Source organism: Amorphoplanes friuliensis DSM 7358, from assembly GCF_000494755.1.
GTDB lineage: Bacteria > Actinomycetota > Actinomycetes > Mycobacteriales > Micromonosporaceae > Actinoplanes > Actinoplanes friuliensis.
In genome coordinates this window covers 5,532,323-5,552,400 of sequence record NC_022657.1, presented here as the reverse complement: position 1 = coordinate 5,552,400, position 20,078 = coordinate 5,532,323, and the positions used below count along the sequence as shown (strand labels likewise).

Annotated in this window: 13 protein-coding genes; 7 read left to right on the top strand and 6 right to left on the bottom strand. The window is 71.9% G+C overall.

The annotated features are described in order from the left end of the window. Positions 1 to 43: 43 nt before the first annotated feature. Entirely contained in the window at positions 44 to 1,129 is a 1,086-nt protein-coding gene (locus tag AFR_RS25745) for a GGDEF domain-containing protein (protein ID WP_052359817.1), read from the top strand. Here the strand turns inward: AFR_RS25745 and AFR_RS46230 are convergent. The 4 genes from AFR_RS46230 to AFR_RS25720 form a co-directional block, all read right to left on the bottom strand. Next, positions 1,086 to 7,082, bottom strand: a complete 5,997-nt coding sequence (locus AFR_RS46230; RefSeq protein ID WP_023364030.1) for a hypothetical protein — start codon at positions 7,080 to 7,082, stop codon at positions 1,086 to 1,088. The genes AFR_RS25745 and AFR_RS46230 overlap by 44 nt on opposite strands. An 861-nt stretch (positions 7,083 to 7,943) precedes the next feature. Next, positions 7,944 to 8,381, bottom strand: coding sequence for a hypothetical protein (locus AFR_RS25730; RefSeq protein ID WP_023364028.1), 438 nt, complete (start codon positions 8,379 to 8,381; stop codon positions 7,944 to 7,946). Between the two features lie 97 nt (positions 8,382 to 8,478). Continuing rightward, complete coding sequence (locus AFR_RS25725; protein ID WP_023364026.1) at positions 8,479 to 9,447, bottom strand: pirin family protein; 969 nt, start codon at positions 9,445 to 9,447, stop codon at positions 8,479 to 8,481. A 9-nt stretch (positions 9,448 to 9,456) separates the two neighbouring features. Beyond that, positions 9,457 to 10,788 carry an acyltransferase family protein gene (locus tag AFR_RS25720; protein ID WP_023364024.1) on the bottom strand — a complete coding sequence of 444 codons (1,332 nt, stop codon included), beginning with the start codon at positions 10,786 to 10,788 and terminating at the stop codon, positions 9,457 to 9,459. Between the two features lie 130 nt (positions 10,789 to 10,918). On the opposite strand from AFR_RS25720, the gene AFR_RS25715 reads away from it, so the two are divergent. Next, positions 10,919 to 11,842: a hypothetical protein gene (locus AFR_RS25715; RefSeq protein WP_023364022.1), complete on the top strand. Its 924-nt coding sequence runs from the start codon at positions 10,919 to 10,921 to the stop codon at positions 11,840 to 11,842. Between the two features lie 10 nt (positions 11,843 to 11,852). Here the strand turns inward: AFR_RS25715 and AFR_RS25710 are convergent, their stop codons facing one another. Next, on the bottom strand, positions 11,853 to 12,263 hold the full coding sequence (locus AFR_RS25710) for a pyridoxamine 5'-phosphate oxidase family protein (protein WP_023364020.1): 411 nt from the start codon (positions 12,261 to 12,263) through the stop codon (positions 11,853 to 11,855). After that, positions 12,260 to 13,690, bottom strand: a complete 1,431-nt coding sequence (locus AFR_RS25705) for a DUF2252 domain-containing protein (protein WP_084298131.1) — start codon at positions 13,688 to 13,690, stop codon at positions 12,260 to 12,262. The genes AFR_RS25710 and AFR_RS25705 overlap by 4 nt, the downstream gene beginning before the upstream one ends. 146 nt (positions 13,691 to 13,836) lie before the next feature. On the opposite strand from AFR_RS25705, the gene AFR_RS25700 reads away from it, so the two are divergent. The 5 genes from AFR_RS25700 (at position 13,837) to chvE (ending at position 20,010) form a co-directional block, all read left to right on the top strand. Continuing rightward, a complete protein-coding gene (locus AFR_RS25700; RefSeq protein WP_023364016.1) occupies positions 13,837 to 14,820 on the top strand; it encodes a LacI family DNA-binding transcriptional regulator in 984 nt (327 codons plus the stop codon). Between the two features lie 137 nt (positions 14,821 to 14,957). Then, complete coding sequence (araB, locus tag AFR_RS25695; protein WP_023364014.1) at positions 14,958 to 16,592, top strand: ribulokinase; 1,635 nt, start codon at positions 14,958 to 14,960, stop codon at positions 16,590 to 16,592. 2 nt (positions 16,593 to 16,594) lie between these two features. Further along, positions 16,595 to 17,263, top strand: coding sequence for an L-ribulose-5-phosphate 4-epimerase (locus AFR_RS25690; protein ID WP_041842706.1), 669 nt, complete (start codon positions 16,595 to 16,597; stop codon positions 17,261 to 17,263). Then, entirely contained in the window at positions 17,260 to 18,750 is a 1,491-nt protein-coding gene (gene araA / locus AFR_RS25685) for an L-arabinose isomerase (protein WP_023364010.1), read from the top strand. The genes AFR_RS25690 and araA overlap by 4 nt, the downstream gene beginning before the upstream one ends. A gap of 129 nt (positions 18,751 to 18,879) precedes the next feature. After that, the gene (chvE, locus tag AFR_RS25680) at positions 18,880 to 20,010 is read left to right on the top strand and encodes a multiple monosaccharide ABC transporter substrate-binding protein (RefSeq protein ID WP_023364008.1); all 1,131 of its coding nucleotides are present in this window, start codon (positions 18,880 to 18,882) and stop codon (positions 20,008 to 20,010) included. Positions 20,011 to 20,078: the final 68 nt, after the last annotated feature.

The following is a 20,078-nucleotide window of genomic DNA, read 5'->3' as shown; positions in this document are numbered from 1 at the left end:
GAAACCCTCAACTGGGCGCGTCCGGGGCCGATCAACGAGTGTGTTGCTCAGGGGAGACGCATTCGCGTACGAGCTTCGCGACGTGCACGGCGCGTCGCGGGCGGTCGCGTACCTCACCCTGGCCGCGTGCCCGTACGTGCTGTTCACTGCGCTGCTGACACCGGGGATCGACCTGCCCGGGGTCATCGCCGTCGTCGCCGTCAGCATGCTCATGGGTGTCGCCGGGCTGATCTGCTGGCGCTGGCCGGGCATCTTCCCGCGCCTGTTCTGGTTCGGCGCCCCGCTCGTCGCCACACTGTCGATCTCCGGACTCAACCTCGCCACCTCGGACGCGTCGACCGGCGCGCAACTCTTCTACCTCTGGCCGATCCTCTTCGCGGCCAACTTCCTCAGCCGCCGGGTCGTCTACGCCAACCTGCTGATCGTCTTCGCGGGCCACGCGGCGACCGTCTTCTCGATCCTCAATTTCCAGCGGGCCGCGGCGGACTGGACCGCCATGGTCCTGGCCATGACGATGTCGGCGTTCGTGGTGCTGAGCCTGCGCCGCCGGGCCGACAAGCTGCGCGACGTGCTCGAACAGCAGGCGCACGCCGATCACCTGACCGGCCTGGCGAACCGGCGCCACTTCGACGAGGCTTTGCTGCGTGAGGGCGAGTCGGCCCGGCGTACCGATGCGACCCTGGCCCTCATCACCGTCGACCTCGACCACTTCAAGGCGATCAACGACACCTTCGGTCACACCGAGGGAGACCGGGTCCTGCAGGCCGTGGCCACCGCCATGCGTACGGTCGTGGGCGACAGTGGTCTGGCCGCGCGTCTGGGCGGCGACGAGTTCGTCATCCTGATGCGCGTCGGCCGGCGCGCCGCGGTCGGTGTGGCCGAAGCACTCCGCGCGGCCGTCGCGGCCCGGACGGATCTGCCCGGCGGACCACCCGGTCTGAGCATCGGCATCGCGGTGCTCCCGGGTGACGTCAGCACCGTCCAGGACCTGGTGGCGGCGTCGGACGCGGCACTCTACGACGCGAAGACCTCCGGCCGCGGCCGCCTGTCGGTCGCGGGCGCGCGGCAGAACGTGGACCAGATGCCTAGTTTCGCACCGGATCCGCTGGTGCCGGATCAGCGCTTCTGACCGGCCCGAGGATCTCCCGCCGCATCCGCGGATAGGGCCCCCACCCGTCCCGCAGCACGTGGATGTAGATCGCCTCGAGCGCAACATCGGTCCGCTGCGCCAGCTCCTGGTCGTCGGGCAGCCCCAGCCGCACCGCCCGCGCGAAGTGATCGAGCGCCTCCATGTGCCGCCCCTGATCGAAGGCGCACCGCCCGGCGTTCTCGTGCACCACACTGCGCAGCAGCTCCGGCGCCTCCGAGCTCGCGGCCTGCTCGAACAACCGGTCCGCCTCGGTGAAGTCACCCCGCAGCCGCAGCACGTGCGCCAGCTCGGCCTGCGCGATCACGATGGCCTGCACATCCCCGGCGGACTCGGCGTGAGCCAGCGCCAGACGGCTCGCCGCGGCCGCCATGCCCAGCTCGTCCAGCAGGCGGTAGACCTCCGCCCGCACGCTGAGCAGCCCCGCCTTCACGACGTTGTCCCGCTCCTCGGACAGCGGGCCGTCGAGGCGTTCCCCGAGCACCCGCAGCGCGTCCCGGTCGTCGACGACCTCGCGCAGCGTGGCACCGTCGAGCCGCCAGCGGATCCCGGCCAGATCCTCCGGACCCAGCGGTCCCAGATCAGCTGCCGGTGCCGCCGGCTTCCTCTCCACCGGCTCCGGCCCGGGTACGAGCAGAGCCCCGTCCACGGGTGGCTGTGCCTTCTGCGCGCCGTTCATGAGGCCGGTGATGTCGAGGTCGAGCACCACACCCTCGGACGCGGTGCTGTCCTGCTCCGCGGTGGCTTCGGTGGTGGTTTCCGGCTCGGCCGGCGTCTCGGACTTCGGCTTCGCGCCGAACCAGGTCGGGCCGAGATCCGCATCCGCGTACTTGGGTGGCGCGGTCGGCCCGGACGTGATCAGGCGACCGATCGGCACCGCAAACGCGGCCGGGTTCGGGCCCGGGCGGGCCGCCGCCGGAACCGCCGACACCGGGCTGGCGCTGCTGCTCTCCTGCTGCCCACCGGTGCTCTCCTGCCGGCCACCGGTGGCCAGACGTGCCGCCTCGGCCTGCCGTGCCGCTTCCGCGAGCCGCACCGCCTCGGCCCGGCGGGCCTGCTCGGCGCTCTGCCGTGCCGCCTCGGCCTGCCGCGCCGCTTCAGCCTGGCGTTCGCTCTCGGCCTGCCGCGCCGCCGCAGCCCGGCGTGCCGCCTCCGCGTGCTGATCGGCCTCGGCCTGCCGCGCGGCGATAGCCGCCTGCCGCTCGGCCTCCGCCTGGCGTGCCTCCTGCTCGAACCGGTGAGCAACCTCGGCGCGGCGCGCCGCCTCGGCCTGACGGGCAGCGAACCGGTCCGCCTCGGCCTGTCGCGCGGCCTCCTCGGCCCGGCGAAGCTCCTCGGCCCGCCGTGCGGCCTCGGTCGCCTGCCGTGCAGCCTCGGCGCGGCGGGCCTCCTCGGCCTCCCGCGCGGCAACCTCCGCACGGTACGCGGCTTCCTCGGCCTGGCGTACGGCCTCCGCATGCCGCGCCGCCTCCTCGGCCAGCCGGTCGGCCTCGGCCTGGCGCGCAGCCGCAGCCCGTCGAGCCGCCTCGGCCTGCCGTGCTTCCTCCGCCTGCCGGACAGCCTCGGCGCGCCGCGCGATCTCCGCCTGACGTGCCGCCTCGGCCTCCCGGGCCTGACGGTCGAGCTCGGCCCGGCGGGCGATCTCGGCCTGGCGCGTGGCCTCGGCCAGCCGCAGAGCCTCCTCCATCTTGCGATCGGCGTCGGCCCGCCGCTGAAGGTCGGCGAGCTGAGCTGCCGCCGCCCGCTGAACAGCCTCGTCGTGCCGCGCTGCCTGCTGCCGTGCCGCCTCGGCACGCCGTGCCGCCTCCGCCCGGCGTTCGGCCTCGGCCTGCCGCGCCGCCTCGGCGTTGCGGGCCGCTTCGGCCTGACGCTCCAGCTCGGCCCGGTGCAGCGCCTCGGCGTGCCGCACGGCCTCGGCGTGCCGGGCAGCCTCTGCCGGCGACTGCGGCGGCATCCGCATCGGCCGCACGGGCGGCAGAATCTCACCCTCGAGCACCTGCGACGACCCACCCGAATGCCGCCCGGGCGCGTGGTACGCCTGCTCTTCCGCGACGTGACCCGACGAGTGCCGTGGCTGCTCGACCGGCACCTGGAACGCGCCCGTGTCCTCGCCGGGACTGCGGTGCTGCCCTCGCACCTCGCTCTGCTTGTCCACCCCCGCAGCCGGCGACACCGGCTGCGCGTCCTGGTAGGCCGGGGCGGGCGACATCGGACGCGTGTCCTTGTAGTTCGGGGCCGCCGAGACCGGGTGCGCGTCCTGGTAGTTCGCCGGGGTCAGGCCGGCGGCCGGGGACACCGGCGGTGCCATGCGGCCGTCCTGGTAGTTCGCGGGAGCCGGGCCGGCCGCCGGGGACACCGGCGGTGCGATGCGGGCGTCCTGGTAGTTCGCGGGGGCCGGGCCGGCCGCCGGGGAGATCGGCGGTGCGATTCCCGCGGCGGGGGAGACCGGGCGGGTCCGGCCGACGACGGGGAATTCGTCGGTGGTCTCACGAAGGTCCGGCCGGCGGGACATGCCCACCGTGGAAGCCTCGCCGTCGGGCCGGGCGGCGAAGTGGCGCTGGTCGGCGGCCGGCGAGACCGGGATCTCGAAGTCGACCGGACGCACCTGAGCAGGCATGCTGCTGACCGGGCGGTCGTAGGCCGTGACCATCGGCTGCGGCGCCCCGACCGTCGGCGCGGTCCGCGACGGCGGCCGCTGCGACGGCGGAACCGCGCTGGGCGCCCCGGTAGAGGAGATCATCGCGGTGCGCGGGCCACCGACGATCGGCGTCTCAGCGGTCGAACCATCGCCGAACGACGAGCGACCGCGCTGTCCGGCATCCGCAACCTCGGACCGCCGGCCACGCTGCGGCGCAACCCGCTGGTCCTGCTCCTCGCCCCAGGCGAACGGCGGCGGAGCCTGCGGCGCCCCACCGGGCGGACGCACCCCGGGCGGGCTGTGCGGCGGCGCCGAAGCGGCAGCCGGCCGGCGAATCGGCGTCGGCGCTGACGGCGGCACCGGCGGCGGTGCCGAGGCTGGCATGACCGGCGGTCGCTGCTGCGGTGCGCCCTGCGGCGGCACCCCACCGGGCCGCCCCGGACGCTGACCGGGGATCAGCCCGACCTGCGGCCGCCCCTGACTCTGTCCGGCCCGGTCGAAAGCAGCCGGGCTGGTCGGCGTCTCGGGCGGCAGTTCACCGGCCTCCCCGGACGACGAGATGAAACCGACCCGCGGCCGCCGCGACCCGCCGTGCCGGCCGTCCTCGGACCAGCCCTGACCGAGGTCCGAGCCGGCGTCCGGCCACTGCCCCGGACCACTCCGGCCCTGATCAAGCTGCGAATTCCCCTGGTCATAGGCGGCCGGTTGCGCCCCGCGCTGGTCACCCTGCCCGAACGGTGGCTGCCCCGGCACCCCAGGCCCGGCGAGCTGACTACCGGTATCCCAAGCGGCAGCCTGACCGCCCCCGTCCCAGGCCGCCACCTGACTGCCCGTGTCACGAGGATCGAGCCGGCTGCCCGTGTCGTAGGGGTTGAGCTGGCTGCCCGTGTCGTGGGGGTTGAGCTGGCTGCCCGTGTCGTAGGGGTTGAGCTGGATCCCGGTGTCGTGGGCGTTGAGCTGGCTGGCCGTGTCGTAGGGGCTGAGCCGGCTACCGGTGTCGTAAGGGTTGAGCTGGCTCCCGGTGCCGTGCGGGGCCGGCTGGCTACCTGCGTCGTAAGCGGTGGGGGGCCGCTGGCCATAGGTGGCCGCAGCACCGTTCACTTCTGCGCCCGGAACGCCACCAACATGGCCGCCCTGATCGAACGCCGCCGGGCTGACCGGTGTCGCGTCCGGACGATGCTGAACGGCCTGGTCCCACGCGACCGGGCTCGTCGGCGCCCCTTCAGGGCGTTGCGATGCGCCTTGGTCCCACGCGGCCGGCTGCGGTGCGCCCTGGCTCCACACGGCCGGGCTGGTGGGTGCGCCTTCGGGCCGTTGCTGGGCATCCTGGCCCCACGCAGCGGGGCTGGTGGGAACGCTTTCGGGCCGTTGCTGGCCACCCTGGTTCCATGACGCGGGGCTTGTCGGCGCGCCTTCCGGCCGTTGCTGGGTGCTCTGGTCCCAGGACGCTGGGCCGGTGGGTGCGCCTTGGTCCCATGCGGCAGGGCTGGTGGGTGTGCCCTCGGGGCGCTGCCGGGTGCTCGGATCCCACGCGGTCGGGCTGGTGGGTGCGCCTTCCGGGCGTTGCTGTGCGCCTTGGTCCCATGCGGCAGGGCTGGTGGGTGTGCCCTCGGGGCGCTGCCGGGTGCTCGGATCCCACGCGGTCGGGCTGGTGGGTGCGCCTTCCGGGCGTTGCTGTGCGCCTTGGTCCCATGCGGCGGGGCTTGTCGGCGCGCCTTCGGGGCGCTGCTGGGCACCTTGGTCCCACGACGCCGGGCTGGTCGGTGCCCCTTCGGGGCGTTGACGAGTGCCTTGGTCCCATGCGGCTGGGCTGGTGGGTGTGCCTTCCGGGCGTTGCTGGTCGTAGGCCGGGGGCTGCTGCGACGGGGCCGGGACGACAACGCCGGCCGACGCGGCCGGGGTCTTGGGCACGTTCGGCAGCGCCGGGGTCACCACGCGCGGTACCGCGGTCGGTGGCGTCGCGCTGATGACGCGCGGCTGGGCCGGGGGTTCGGCCTTCTTGATCACGCGGGGGGTCGTGGGTGGTTTGGCCTTGCTGATCACCCGCGGCGCGACCGGGGCCGGCGCCTTGTTCTTGACGCGCGGGCCCTGCCCGTCGTCGGTGTTTTCCGGCTGGTTGGTGTCCGGCGCGGCGGGCTGCTCGGCCCACGGCTCGGGACGGGCACCCGGCAGCGAAGGCCGTGACGTCCGCGGATCGACGTCAGTTCGCGCCGCAGCAGGCCTGGCCACCCGCGGATCGGCACCCGGCCGCGACGCGGCGGGCTGATCAGGCTGACCGACGCGCGGATCCACCCCGGGCCGGAACGCGGCAGGCTGGTCGGGCCGGGCGATCCCGGGTGCGAACGCGGCAGGCTGGTCCGGCCGGGCGATCCCAGGTCGGGACGCGGCAGGTTGATCGGGCCGGGCGATGCCGGGCCGGGATGCAGCTGGCTGGTCGGGCCGGGCGATGCCGGGCCGCGCTGCAGCGGGCTGGTCGGGGCGGGCGACGCCGGGACGGGACGCCGCGGGCTGGTCCGGTCGGGCCACTCGCGGGTCGGTGCCGGGACGGTCCGGGCGGGAGTCGCGCGGGTCGGGCTGGTTGACGCGCGGCCCGCGTCGTACCGGCTCGGGGTTGTAGGCGGCCGGCTCGTAGGGCAGCAGCTCTTCCTCGCGCAGGTCGTCGACCAGCGGGTCGAAGTCGCGTCCGCGCGGCGGCAGGTCGACGACAACTTCCTCGGGGGCCGGCGGCGTGACCCGGGCCCGGCCGGTGACCGGCTGCGGCGGCTCTTCCCGGCGCGGGGGGCGGGAGCGGCGGGATGCGGTGTAGCGGCGCTGTTCTTCCCAGTCCTGGACGTCGAAGTCGCGGTCGTCGTACTCGAGTTCGTCGAAGTCGAGGCTGCGGCGCTGCCAGCCTTCGGCGGCCGGTGCGGAGACGGGGGCGGCGTCGAGGTCGGCGGGGGCGAAGGCGGGGTCGTCGAGCCAGCCGGGGCGGTCGCCGTCGAAGGCGGAGCTGATGTGCTTGTCGCGGTTCGGTGACCTTTGGTAACCGGCTTCGCGGCGCTGACGGCGACGTTCGGCGAGTTCGTCGACTCCGGGATCAAAAGTCTCGATCGGTACGGACGGTGGCTCCGGCGCCTCGTCGAAATCGTCTTCTTCGATGTATTGGGCGCGTTGAACAGGACGGCGGGTATCAGCGCCCCAGCGGGCGGCGACGGCGTCGGCATACGGATCCCGGGCGGTTGCGGTGGTGTCCGTGTACCGATTTTTCGGGTTGTCGTCGTATTCGGATTCCCAGTATTCGTCGTCCTCGAAACTCATGAGGCCACCCCGGGAAGAGCGGCCGAGGGCATGCGGGTACGCGGGTGCGTGAAGCTCCCCCGCTGCCGCATACGTGCCCCCCGTCCTTGCCCCCGCGTACGCGCACCACGCGCCCGGTAGCACCTTCCGCGTCGTACGAGTTGGAAGGTTAACCATGGTTTTGCGTAGAGCGCTAGCGCCCGCGGAGGCGCATCACCCGACTCGCGGACGGCCGACGCGTCCGGAACGGGCCCGGCGCCGCGGCCCGCCGGGAGTGGTCCGTCGACGGACAGTACGGACGCGGACGCCCTGCGGTTCAATCGCCGGGGTACGAGGTACGGAAGGTCCGGGACAATTGACGGAAAGTGACAACGGCGCCTGCGGTTGCCGTCCATTCCATCAACCGTTCCGATTGTTTCGGGGACGTGGCTGCTCGTCGAATTTAAGCCATTCTTAATGAGCCGCTGAGGTGAGCGACAGCAAGGTCGGTCACCGAGCGTCATCGTGGTGAGGGACACGTCGCCGAGCCACGGATCATGGGGTGACGGGGTGTCACCGTTGGAGTCACGGGCCGGTCCGGCGCAGTGCCGGCCCGCGGTGAGCCACCGGACGCGGTGGCCCGCCCAGGAAGTGACCGATACACGACACCGGCCGCGAAGGAGCGGATCATGCCGCGCTTCGACCTCGGCGCCGTGCGCGCCACCTTCCGGACGGCCCTGCGCCGTCTGGACTCCTGGACGCTGTCCACGATGAACTCCCCGGCAGGCGGCCACCGCCCCCCGTTGTAGGCCGCCGCCAGGGGGCACAGGAACGGCGGCGGGTGCACCCGCCGCCGTTTCGACACCAACTCCGCCGCAGTGCAGAGGCACCAGGGCGGAGGCACTAGATCCGCCCGTCCTTGGTGAACGGTCCGACCGTGGCCGGGAGCACCAGACCGGAGTCTGCGAGGGCGTGGAGCAGCCGCCCGAGCTCGGTCCGGCTCAGCATGCCGTCCGGCGCCGGCTCGAGGTGTGGCACGTCGAGGGCCTGCGCGGCCTCGACCGCCCGGACGCTGATCGCCGCTTCGACCGCCCACAGCCGGTGGGCGCGCATCGCGATGTGGGCGGAGCCGGTCAGTTCGTCGTGCAGGCGCAGCAGGCGGCGCAGGTCGGCCGCCAGTTGTTCGATGGGCGGGCCGGCCGGGACGGGCTCGTCGGCGGTTGTGCGGGGCCAAGCCCGCGCCACGGCCGAGCACCATTTCGGCGCGTAGACGACCAGGGCGCCGATGAGGGTCGGGGTGACGGTGATGAGGGCGAGTTTTCCCACGTCGAGCAGGCTCACGGTGGACTCCTTCAGCCCGCGTGCAGGGTTACCTCTCTGACGATCCGCCCGCCCGGGACCAGCGTCAAGCCGCTTTTGTGCGACCCGGCCGAAACCGTCAGCGCGTACGGCCGCGGGCCACGAGACGGGTGATCGGCATCGGCGGCGCGGGGATGTCCGGGCCGGCGTAGCCGCGTACCTGTCCGAAGCGTCCGCCGTCCGCCCTGGACTCCCACGCCTCGCGGGCGGCGACGATCTCCTCGTGATCGCGGCCGACGAAGTTCCACCACATGACGATCTCCTCGCCGAACGGTTCGCCGCCGATCAGCATCAGCCGGGTCGTCGCTGCGGCGCTGAGGCGGAGCTGCGAACGCCCGTCGCCCAGGTAGAGCAGTGGGCCGGGCTCGAGGGTGGTGCCCTCGACACCGGCGGCACCGTCGAGCGTCAGTACCGCGTACTCGAAATCGGGTCTCAGGGGCAGGGTCTCGTCGGTGCCGGCGGCGAGGGTGATCTCCGCGCCCACCAGCGGGGAGTAGCAGGTCGCGGGGGAGACCGCGCCGGCCAGCTCACCCATGAGGACGGTCGCGGTCAGACCGCCGGTCGTGACGACAGGGAGATCCGCGTGGTGGGCGAAGGACGGTCCCACCTCCCGGTCACTGCTCGGCAGGGCCACCCACAGCTGTACGCCCTGCAGCAGCGCACTGTGCTTGTCCGGTGTCTCCTCGGAGTGCGAGATGCCGCGCCCCGCGGTCATGAGGTTGAGCTGTCCGGGGCGGACCTCCCGCAGGCTGCCGAGGCTGTCGCGGTGCAGGATCTCGCCGGAGACCAGCCAGCTGACCGTCTGCAGTCCGATGTGCGGGTGCGGACCGACGCGCATGCCCGCCGATCCGCCCAGGTCGTGCGGCCCGTACGCGTCCAGGAAGCACCACGCGCCGACCATCCGCCGGTGCTTGTTCGGCAGCGTCCGGGTGACTTCGAGCCCGCGGGGCCCGCCGAGCGCCACCGGCGCACCTTCGAGCACCTCGGTGCCCGCGGGTGCGGAGGAAGCCGGTGCCGGGACCTCGGGGTCCGCTTCGAGACTGCTCACCGCCCCAAGCTATCGCGATTTCCGCGCGCCGATCCGCAGCATCCCGGCACCGGCCGCGACCAGGGCGATCGTGACGGGCGCCGTGACCGGTACGACCAGCAGCAGCGCCGTGCGCCCGTCGAGCAGCCCGCCGAAGCCGACCGCCGAGACGCCGAGCACGCCGAGGGTGCACAGCGCCGCCCCGATCGCCGCGGGCCAGGACGCGGCCGAGGTGATCACTGTGGGCCGGGCCGCGTCGAAGCGCCGGAAGACGAGCACCAGCAGGGCCGTGACCAGCGCCGCCGCGCCGAGCCACAGGGGCCGGGTCGCCCACCACGCCGCGGTGCCCGGCTCGCCGAGGGACAGGCCGCCGATCGCCACCAGCACCACGAACGCCGCGCTCAGGTGCCACAGGAACGCGGTCATGGCCAGGCCGTTCGCCGCGACGACGGCCTTCCAGACCCGGGCCCGGGCCAGCCATCGCGTCGCCGGGCCACGCAGCAGCAGGACGAGCCCGATCAGCCACACCGCGTGCGCCGCGAGAGCCACCGTCGGCGGGGACATGTTGGACACCTTCTCGCCGGGCACACCCACCATCGACACCGGGTACGGCCCGACCGTGGTGAGCAGGACAACCGCCGCCAGCCCCGCACCGGTCAGCAGGAGGGCGAGCTTGTGCCCGCCGCGCTGGAGCGTGCCGTCCGCGTACAGGAATCCGAGCTGGTGGACGGCGCCCCAGACGAGCAGCAGGTTGAGGATCGCCACCTGCGGGTGCCCGTGGAAGCGCAGCACGTCGACGACGATCGCGGACGCGAGCAGGGCCACCGGCACCCCCGCGCCGAAGCGGCGGTGCAGACGCCACATCACCGGGGCCAGGGCCACCAGTCCCAGGTAGACGCCGAGGAACCACAGTGGTTGCACCACCGTACGCAGGGCGACCCGGACCAGGCCGTGGTCCTGGCCGGCCAGCGCGGCAGCGAGCGCGAGGACCAGCCAGACGCCGGCGAAGACCGCCGTGGGCCGCAGCAGCCGGCTCGTGCGGGAGCGCGCGAAGTCCGCGTACCCGCCGCCGCGCCGGGTGATCGATGCCAGCGCGGTCGCGTGGGCGAAACCGCCGACCAGGAAGAACACCGGCATCACCTGCAGCAGCCAGGTCATCGGCTGCAGGACCGGGACCAGGGCCAGGACGTTGGTCACCCGGGTGGTCCCGCCGGCGTCCCGCACCGGTACGGCCATGAGCCAGTGTCCGGCGATCACAACACCGAGGGAGACGACCCGCAGGAGGTCGACGTAGCGGTCACGGCCGGCCGGGGTCGCGGCGGCGAGGGCGGCCGCGGAGCCGGGCATGGTGGCGGAGGTCATGCCCGTAGACCTTTCCGTGGGCGCGGCCTGCGCGGATGGGCTCGCGTACTCAATCCCGGCTGGGTGCGAGCGCTGAAAGTGTCGGCGCCCGGCAGTACGGTGGCCCGAGCTCACAGACAGGGAGGTCGATGTGCGCGCGTTTGTCCTGGCGATTCTGGTCATCGCCGCCCTCACCGGCTGCAGCAACCAATCCGACGACAAGAAGGTCGTGGCCTCACCGGCGCCGTCGGCCGTCCCGTCGCAGCCGCCCACCGAGGCCGCGCCGGCCAAACCTCAGGAGCTCCCGCTCGGGGGGACCAAGATCTTCCCGGCGTACCGCGTGGTCGCCTACTACGGCACACCGGGCTCCGGCACGCTGGGAGTGCTCGGCGAGGGCAGTCCCGACAAGATGCTGCCGAAACTGCGGAAGGCCGCGAAGCCGTTCGCCGGTGACCGCAAGGTGCAGGTGGCCTACGAGCTGATCGCGAGCGTCGCCCAGGCCGCACCCGGCAAGGACGGCGACTACAGCCAGATGATCAGCCTCGACAAGATCGAGCAGTACGTCGACCAGGCCCGCCGCAACAAGGTCCTGGTCATCCTCGACCTGCAGCCGGGACGCGGCGACTTCCTGCCGCAGGCCCGGCAGCTCGAACGCTTCCTCGTGCAGCCGCACGTCGGTCTTGCACTCGACCCGGAGTGGCGGATGCCGAAGGGCAAGGTCCCGGGCAAGACCATCGGCAAGGTCGACGCGGCCGAGGTCAACCGCGTCTCCGGGTACGTGTCCGGCCTCGTCCAGCGGCACCGGCTGCCGGAGAAGCTCTTCGTGCTGCACCAGTTCCGCTCGTCGATGCTGCCCGACGTCGCGAAGATCCAGAAGCGACCGGGCCTGGCCCTGGTCCAGCACGTCGACGGTTTCGGCACCCGCTCGGAGAAGGACGCGACCTGGGACCGCCTGCGCCGCCCGCAGCAGTTCCACCTCGGCTACAAGCTCTTCTACGACGAGGACGTCAAACGGTACGGGCCCCGCGACCTGCTCGAGTTCAAGAACGTCCCGGAGCTGATCTCCTACCAGTGACCCGGCGGCGTCAGCGCGGAGCACCCAGGCTGGCTGAGCCGAGCACCTTGGTGATCGTCACCTCGATGACCACACGTTCGGGGTTGGGGCGGGGCTGGCGGTAACGCTCGGCGTACCGCCGCTCGGCGTCGGCCACCGACTCGGGGTCGTCCCGGACCACGGCGTGGCCCTCGATCGTGCTCCAGCGCGGCCCTTCGACCTGGCAGATCGCCACGCGTCCGCCGCCCGCCCGGACATGGCGGACCTTGGCCGAGCCGCCCGACGCGATCACCCGCAGCAGGCCGGCCTCGGGGTCCACGGTGGCGCCGACCGGTACGACGTGCGGCGACCCGTCGGCCCGCAGCGTGGTCAGCGTGCACAGGTGGCGTTCCGTCCAGAACTGCAGGACGGTCTCGGAGGACAGGGACAGCTGGCCGCTCATGCGTACTCCGCCGGAAGAAGGCCCTGGCGCACCGCGGTGACCAGGCGTTGGTGGTCGCTCTCGACCTGGTCCGCGTAGGCGCGGGCGAACTTCGCGAGCATGTCGTCGAGCTTGTCGCTCCCGCCGATGTACCCCGCGATCATGGACGCGCCGCTGGTGCGGGCGTGACTCTTGGCCAGCAGATATCCACAGATGCCCGCGTAATCGGCGAGCGCGGCGGCGTTGATGTCCTCGACGACGATCGCGCCCTTCATGTCGCGGAACTGCCGCACGTAGAACTGCTGGTCGCCGACCGTGGCCCAGCCCAGCAGCGGGTCGCTGACCGTCTGCAGCGCCTGCTGATATTCCACGACGCGCTGGCCCTGGTGCCGGTGCCAGGCCGCCTCGCCGTGCTGGTGTTTGGCGATGACCGAGCGGCGGGCCTGCTTGAGCTGCAGGAACACCACGTCGTCCGGGCTGCTGCCCTCGCACAATGCGACGTACGCCCGCAGTCCCACCGAACCGACCCCGACCACCTTGTGCGCGATGTCCACGATCCGATATCCGGCCAGGATCCGCGCCCAGTGCGGCGGCAGGGTGTTGAGGTACCCGTCGAGTGCCGCCGACAGGTACGCGATCTCGGTGTCGCTCGGCCGGGTGATCAGCGGCGGCTCCTGCACCAGCCGGGCGGTGCCGTCGCGCTGCTCGGTGAAGCGCGGCAGGGCGCGGTCGCTCGTGCGGCGGCGGGCCCGGCGGGCGGCACGTTCGATCTCCTCGCGGAAGCTGGCCCTGGTGGCCGCCTTGCGCAGGTCGTCGATGTCGAGGGCGTCGAAGGAGCGGGCCAGCAGGGGCTGCGCGGCGAGGTGGCCGATCTGCTCGCGGTACTCCTCGACGCAGTGCTTCACGGCGTCGGAGCAGGCGTGCTCGCGGAAGCCGTTCTGCCGCCCGGCGACCCACACGCTGGTGACGAGCCGGCGCAGGTCCCACTCCCAGGCGCCCGGGTGGGCCTCGTCGAAGTCGTTGAGGTCGAAGACCAGCTCACGCTCGGGCGAGGCGTAGAAGCCGAAGTTGCCCAGGTGGGCGTCGCCGCAGATCACCGGGGTGATCCCGGTGTGCGGCAGCGAGGCGAAGTCGTCGGCCATGATGTTGGCCGAGCCGCGCAGGAACGCGTACGGCGAGGCGATCATGCGACCGACGCGGACCGGGATCAGCCAGGAGAGCCGGCCCTCGTGGGCCTCGATGATCTGCTGCACCGGGTCGGCGCGGTCGGGCGCGGGCGTCCAGTGCGCAAGGTTCGTCCGCGGCGACCGCTCACGCAGGGAACGGCCCAGCCCGTACCGTTCGGCGCGCGGCCGGCCCGGTGCGCGCAGCGACGCGAAGCCGTCGTCGCGGCCGGTGTCGAGCACGAAGGGGCCCTTCGGCGGCGGAGAAACCGGTACAGCGTCCATCACTGCCGAGCGTACGGGTCGGTGCAAGATCGGGTGAACGCGCAGTTGACGCCGATCTTGTTATCGCTAACAATGACGACCGGGCCCATAGAGCGAGACACCATCGAGGAGCCGCTGTGGACGTTCGGTCAGCGCGCAGCCCCGCCATGACCGATGTCGCCCGTCTCGCCGGTGTCTCGCACCAGACCGTGTCGCGGGTCCTCAACGACCACCCCAACGTGCGCGAGCAGACCCGGCTGCGGGTGCGTGCCGCCATCGCCGAGCTGGGGTACCGCCCCAACCGCGCCGCCCGTGCCCTGGTCACCGGGCGCTCGCAGCTGATCGGCATCGTCGCGCAGAACAGCACGCTCTACGGTCCGGCGTCGCTGCTGGCCGCGTTCGAGCAGGCCGCGGCCGAGGCCGGTTTTGCCGTCAGCGTCGGCAGTGTCGGCCGCCTCGACCGCGAGTCGATCGCCGGTGCCGTCGAGCGCCACCTCGATCAGCGGGTCGCCGGTCTGGTGGTGATCGCGCCGGTGAAGTCCGCCGACGACGCCCTCGAGGACATGCCGGTCGGTGTCCCGCTCGTGACCATCGACGGCGACCCCGAGCGTTCGCACACGCTCGTGACCGTCGACCAGGCCGCCGGGGCGCGCGCCGCCACCGAGCATCTGCTGGCCGCCGGTCACCGCACGGTCTGGCACATCTCCGGACCGGCCGAGTGGTACGACGCGGCCTGGCGCATCGAGGGCTGGCGCGGCGCCCTCGCCGACGCCGGCGCCGAGGTGCCGCCGCTGGTGACGGGTGACTGGTCGGCCTCGTCGGGTTACGACGCCGGCCGCATGCTGGCCCGCATGCCCGAGGTGACCGCCGTTTTTGCCGCCAACGACCATCAGGCGCTGGGTCTGCTGCGGGCGTTCAGCGAGCACGGCCGGCGTGTGCCGCAGGACGTGAGTGTCGTCGGCTTCGACGACGTGCCCGAGGCGGCGTTCTTCATCCCGCCGCTGACCACCGTGCGACCGGACTTCGCCGCGGTCGCGCACGCGGGCCTGGACCTGCTCCTGGCTCAGCTCACCGACGAGGCCGCACCGCCGAACCGGATCGTGATCGCCCCGTCCCTGGTCGAGCGCGCGTCCGTCGGCCCGCCTGCGTAAACGGTTTCGGCAAGGTTGCCTCGTTGTAACCGGCAACCCGTTGACATCGGAAATGTTAGCGCTCACACTCGATCCCACGCCGCCCGGCGTGTGGCTTGCGACACGCCGGATCCCCCCTTCGCGGAGGTATTTCACCCATGCCCGACGTTCCGTCCGAGTCCTACGTGATCGGCGTCGACTTCGGCACGCTTTCCGGGCGGGCCGTCGTCGTCCGCGTCGCCGACGGCGCCGAGCTCGGTTCGGCCGTCCACGAGTACCCGCACGCGGTCCTCACCGACGCGCTGCCCGACGGCACCCCGCTCGGTCACGACTGGGCGCTGCAGGTGCCCGGCGACTACGTCGAGGTGCTGCGTGAGGCCGTGCCCGCCGCGGTGCGCGCCGCCGGCGTCGACCCGTCGCTCGTGGTCGGCATCGGCACCGACTTCACCGCCTGCACGATGGTCCCGGCGCTCGCCGACGGCACCCCGCTGAGCGAGGTCGAGGGTCTGGCGAACCGCCCCCACGCGTACGTGAAGCTCTGGCGTCACCACGCCGCCCAGCCGCACGCCGACCGGATCAACCAGCTCGCCGCCGAGCGCGGGGAAGCGTGGCTGCCCCGGTACGGCGGACTGATCTCCTCGGAGTGGGAGTTCGCCAAGGCGCTGCAGCTGCTGGAGGAGGACCCGGAGCTCTACGAGCGGATGGACCGCTGGGTCGAGGCCGCCGACTGGATCATCTGGCAGCTCACCGGCACCTACGTCCGCAACGCCTGCACCGCCGGGTACAAGGGGATCCGCCAGGACGGCCACTACCCGTCACCGGAGTTCCTGGCCGCGCTCAACCCGGCGTTCGCGACCTTCGTGGCCGACAAGCTGGACCAGCCCATCGGGGAGCTCGGCTCGGCCGCGGGCACGCTGAGCGCCGAGGCCGCGGCCTGGACGGGCCTGCCCGAGGGCATCGCGGTCGCGGTGGGCAACGTCGACGCGCACGTCACCTCCGCCGCCGCCCAGGCACTCGAGCCGGGTCAGATGGTCGCCATCATGGGCACCTCGACCTGCCACGTGATGAACGGCGCCGAGGTCGTCGAGGTCCCCGGCATGTGCGGGGTCGTCAACGGCGGCATCGTCGCCGGACTGTTCGGTTACGAGGCCGGGCAGAGCGGGGTCGGCGACATCTTCGCCCACTACCTGCGTTACCTCGCGCCGGAGTTCACCCACGAGCACCTCACCGAGCTGGCGTCCCGGCAGCGGCCGGGCGAGCACGGGCTGATCGCGCTCGACTGGCACAGCGGCAACCGCTCGGTGCTGGTCGACCACGAGCTGTCCGGCCTGCTGATCGGCGAGACCCTGGCGACGCGGCCCGAGGACGTCTACCGGGCGCTGATCGAGGCGACCGCGTTCGGCACCCGCACCATCGTCGAGACCTTCACCGCCGCCGGCGTGCCGGTCAGCGAGTTCGTCGCCGCCGGTGGACTGGTCAAGAACAGCCTGCTCATGCAGATCTACGCGGACGTGCTGCGGATGCCGCTGTCGGTGATCGGCTCCGACCAGGGGCCCGCGCTCGGCTCGGCCATCCACGCGGCGGCCGCTGCCGGGGCGTACCCGGATGTCCGGACGGCCGCGGCAGCCATGGGCCGCAAGGAGACCGCGGTCTACAAGCCCGATCCCGAGGCCGCGGCGGTCTACGACGAGCTCTTCGCGGAGTACACGAAGCTGCACGACTACTTCGGCCGCGGCGGTAACAAGGTCATGCGCACGCTCCGCAGCATCCAGCGCCGGGTGGTGGCCGCGTGATCATCACCGACGCGATCAAGCAGATCCGGCAGCAGGTCGCCGACCTGCACGCCGAACTGCCCCGCAACGAGCTCGTGGTGTGGACCGCGGGCAACGTCTCCGCCCGGGTGCCCGGCGCCGACCTGCTGGTCATCAAGCCGTCCGGTGTCCGCTACGACGAGATCACCGCCGACAACATGGTCGTCACCGACCTGGAGGGCACCCTCGTCGACGGCGAGCTCAGCCCGTCCTCGGACACCGCGGCCCACGCGTACGTGTACAAGCACATGCCGCACGTCGGGGGAGTGGTGCACACGCACTCGACGTACGCGACCGCCTGGTCCGCCCGCGGTGAGGCGATCCCGTGCGTGCTGACGATGATCGCCGACGAGTTCGGCGGTGAGATCCCGGTCGGGCCGTTCGCGCTGATCGGCGACGACTCGATCGGCCGGGGCATCGTCGAGACCCTGCAGGGGCACCGCTCGCCGGCCGTGCTGATGCGCAACCACGGCGTCTTCACCATCGGGGCCAGCGCGAAGGCCGCCGTGAAGGCCGCCGTCCTGTGCGAGGACGTGGCCCGCACCGTGCACATCTCCCGGCAGCTCGGCGAGCCCGTCCGCATCGCGCAGGCCGACGTCGACGCCCTCTACGACCGCTACCAGCACGCCTACGGACAGGAGTCCACCCGATGAAGCCGCAGATCTGGTTCCTCACCGGCAGCCAGCACCTCTACGGGCCCGAGACCCTGGACCAGGTCGCGTCGCAGTCGCAGCAGATCCAGCAGCTCCTCACCTCCTCGGGCGGGATCTCGGCCGAGATCGTCAGCAAGCCGGTGCTCACCGACAGCTCCGCCATCCGTACGGTCATGCTCGAGGCCAACGCCGACCCGTCCTGCCTGGGTGTGATCGCGTGGATGCACACGTTCTCGCCGGCCAAGATGTGGATCACCGGGCTGGACGCTCTGCGCAAGCCGCTGCTGCACCTGCACACCCAGCTCAACCAGACCCTGCCGTGGGCGTCCATCGACATGGACTTCATGAACCTCAACCAGGCCGCGCACGGCGACCGGGAGTTCGGCTACATCCAGACCCGCATCGGGGTGGCCCGCAAGACCATCGCCGGGCACGCCTCGGATCCGAGCGTGGTCACGCGCATCGACGGCTGGGCGCGAGCCGCGGCCGGTGTGCAGCACCTGCGGGGCCTGCGGCTCGCGCGGTTCGGCGACAACATGCGCGACGTCGCCGTCACCGAGGGTGACAAGGTCGAGGCCGAGCTCAAGTTCGGCGTCTCGGTCAACACGTACGGCGTGAACGACCTGGTCGCCGTGGTCGACGCGACGCCGGACAGCGAGGTCGACGCACTGGTCGCGGAGTACGCCGACGTCTACCGGCTGGACCCGCAACTGGCCCGCGGCGGTGACCGCCACGAGTCGCTGCGGTACGCGGCACGGATCGAGGCCGGTCTGCGGACGTTCCTGACCGACGGCGGTTTCGGCGCGTTCACCACGAACTTCGAGGACCTCGGCGGCCTGCGCCAGCTGCCCGGGCTGGCCGTGCAGCGGCTCATGGCCGACGGCTACGGCTTCGGCGGCGAGGGCGACTGGAAGACGTCCGCGCTGCTCGCGGCGGTCAAGGCCATGGGTACGGGCACCGGCCGCGGCACCTCGTTCATGGAGGACTACACGTACCACTTCGGTCCGGGCGAGCAGAAGATCCTGGGCGCGCACATGCTCGAGGTCTGTCCCAGCATCGCCGCGGACAAGCCGTCCTGCGAGATCCACCCGCTCGGCATCGGCGGGCGCGAGGACCCCGTACGCCTGGTCTTCGACGCCGCACCCGGGGCGGGCGTGACGATCGGGATGGCCGACCTCGGCGACCGGTTCCGCCTGGTCGCCAACGTCATCGAGGTGACGCCGCCGGACGAGCCGCTGCCGAAGCTGCCCGTCGCCCGCGCGGTGTGGAAACCGGCGCCGTCGCTGGCCACGTCGGCCGAGTCCTGGCTGACCGCCGGCGGCCCGCACCACACGGTGCTGACCCAGGCCGTCGGGGTGGAGCCGCTGCGCGACTTCGCCACGATGCTGCACACGGAACTGCTGCTCATCGACGAGAACACGACCACGCACGACTTCGCGGACCGCGTCCGCTGGAACCAGGCTTATTACCGTCAGTTCGCAAGGTAGGTCACCAGAGCGGCGTTATGTAACGCACCGCTAACAACAGTGTTCAGGAATGTTTACTTCTGAGCGGACGTGCGAGAAAGTTTCCTCGTCGTGCGCGTCAACGACGACCCACATCGCAAGGAGAGAACGATGAAGTTGATCCGGCTCGCGTCCGTGGCCACGGCCATGACGCTGACGGTGGCCATGGCCGCCTGCGGTTCCACCGAGAAGACCGTCGACCAGCAGGCCTCGGGTGCTGCGGACGCCGCCGGCGCGCTGATCGGCGTCACCATGCCGACCCGTTCCTCCGAGCGGTGGATCGGTGACGGTGACAACCTCAAGAAGCAGCTCGAGGCCAAGGGTTACAAGGTCGACCTCCAGTACGCCGAGGACGACATCCCGACCCAGGTGAACCAGCTCGACAACCAGATCACCCGGGGCGCCAAGCTGCTGATCATCGCGTCGATCGACGGCACGGCGATCACCACGCAGCTGCAGAGCGCCAAGGAGAACAACATCCCGGTCATCGCGTATGACCGCCTGATCCGCAACAGCCCGAACGTGGACTACTACGCCACCTTCGACAACTTCAAGGTCGGCGTGCAGCAGGCCACCTCGCTGCTGGTCGGCCTGAAGCTGCTCAAGGAGGACGGCTCCAAGGGTGACGGCAAGGGCCCGTTCAACATCGAGCTCTTCGCCGGTTCGCCCGACGACAACAACGCCACGTTCTTCTTCAACGGCGCGATGTCGGTCCTGAAGCCGTACATCGACGACAAGAGCCTGGTCGTCAAGAGCAACCAGACCGACTTCAAGACCGTCGCGATCCTGCGGTGGAAGCCGGCCGTCGCGCAGGACCGCATGGAGAACCTGCTGACCTCCACCTACAAGGGTGGCGCCAAGGTCGACGGCGTGCTGTCGCCCTACGACGGTCTCTCGATCGGCATCCTCTCGGCCCTGAAGAGCAACGGCTACGGCACCGCCGGCCAGCCGTACCCGGTCGTCACCGGCCAGGACGCCGAGGTCGCCTCGGTCAAGTCGATCATCGCCGGTGAGCAGTTCGCCACCATCTACAAGGACACCCGCAAGCTCGCGGACACCACCGTGCAGATGGCCGACTCGGTCCTCAAGGGCCAGAAGCCGACGACGAACAACGACAAGGACTACGACAACGGCGTCAAGGTCGTCCCGGCGCAGCTGCTCGACTCGGTCATCGTCTACAAGAGCAACTACCAGAAGGAGCTCGTCGACTCGGGCTACTACAAGGAGTCGGACCTGAAGTGATCTTCCCCGGTGCCCGTCGCTGAGTTCTCGGCGGCGGGCACCGGTCCTTCTCCGTGCCGACCCTGGGG

What these genes read in the sequence shown, in the direction of transcription:
- AFR_RS46230 (WP_023364030.1), bottom strand. Translation starts at nt 7,082, where the DNA reads ATGAGTTTCGAGGACGACGAATACTGGGAATCCGAATACGACGACAAC.
- AFR_RS25720 (WP_023364024.1), bottom strand. Translation starts at nt 10,788, where the DNA reads ATGACCTCCGCCACCATGCCCGGCTCCGCGGCCGCCCTCGCCGCCGCG.
- AFR_RS25710 (WP_023364020.1), bottom strand. Translation starts at nt 12,263, where the DNA reads ATGAGCGGCCAGCTGTCCCTGTCCTCCGAGACCGTCCTGCAGTTCTGG.
- AFR_RS25705 (WP_084298131.1), bottom strand. Translation starts at nt 13,690, where the DNA reads ATGGACGCTGTACCGGTTTCTCCGCCGCCGAAGGGCCCCTTCGTGCTC.
- AFR_RS25700 (WP_023364016.1), top strand. Translation starts at nt 13,837, where the DNA reads ATGACCGATGTCGCCCGTCTCGCCGGTGTCTCGCACCAGACCGTGTCG.
- araB (WP_023364014.1), top strand. Translation starts at nt 14,958, where the DNA reads ATGCCCGACGTTCCGTCCGAGTCCTACGTGATCGGCGTCGACTTCGGC.
- araA (WP_023364010.1), top strand. Translation starts at nt 17,260, where the DNA reads ATGAAGCCGCAGATCTGGTTCCTCACCGGCAGCCAGCACCTCTACGGG.
- chvE (WP_023364008.1), top strand. Translation starts at nt 18,880, where the DNA reads ATGAAGTTGATCCGGCTCGCGTCCGTGGCCACGGCCATGACGCTGACG.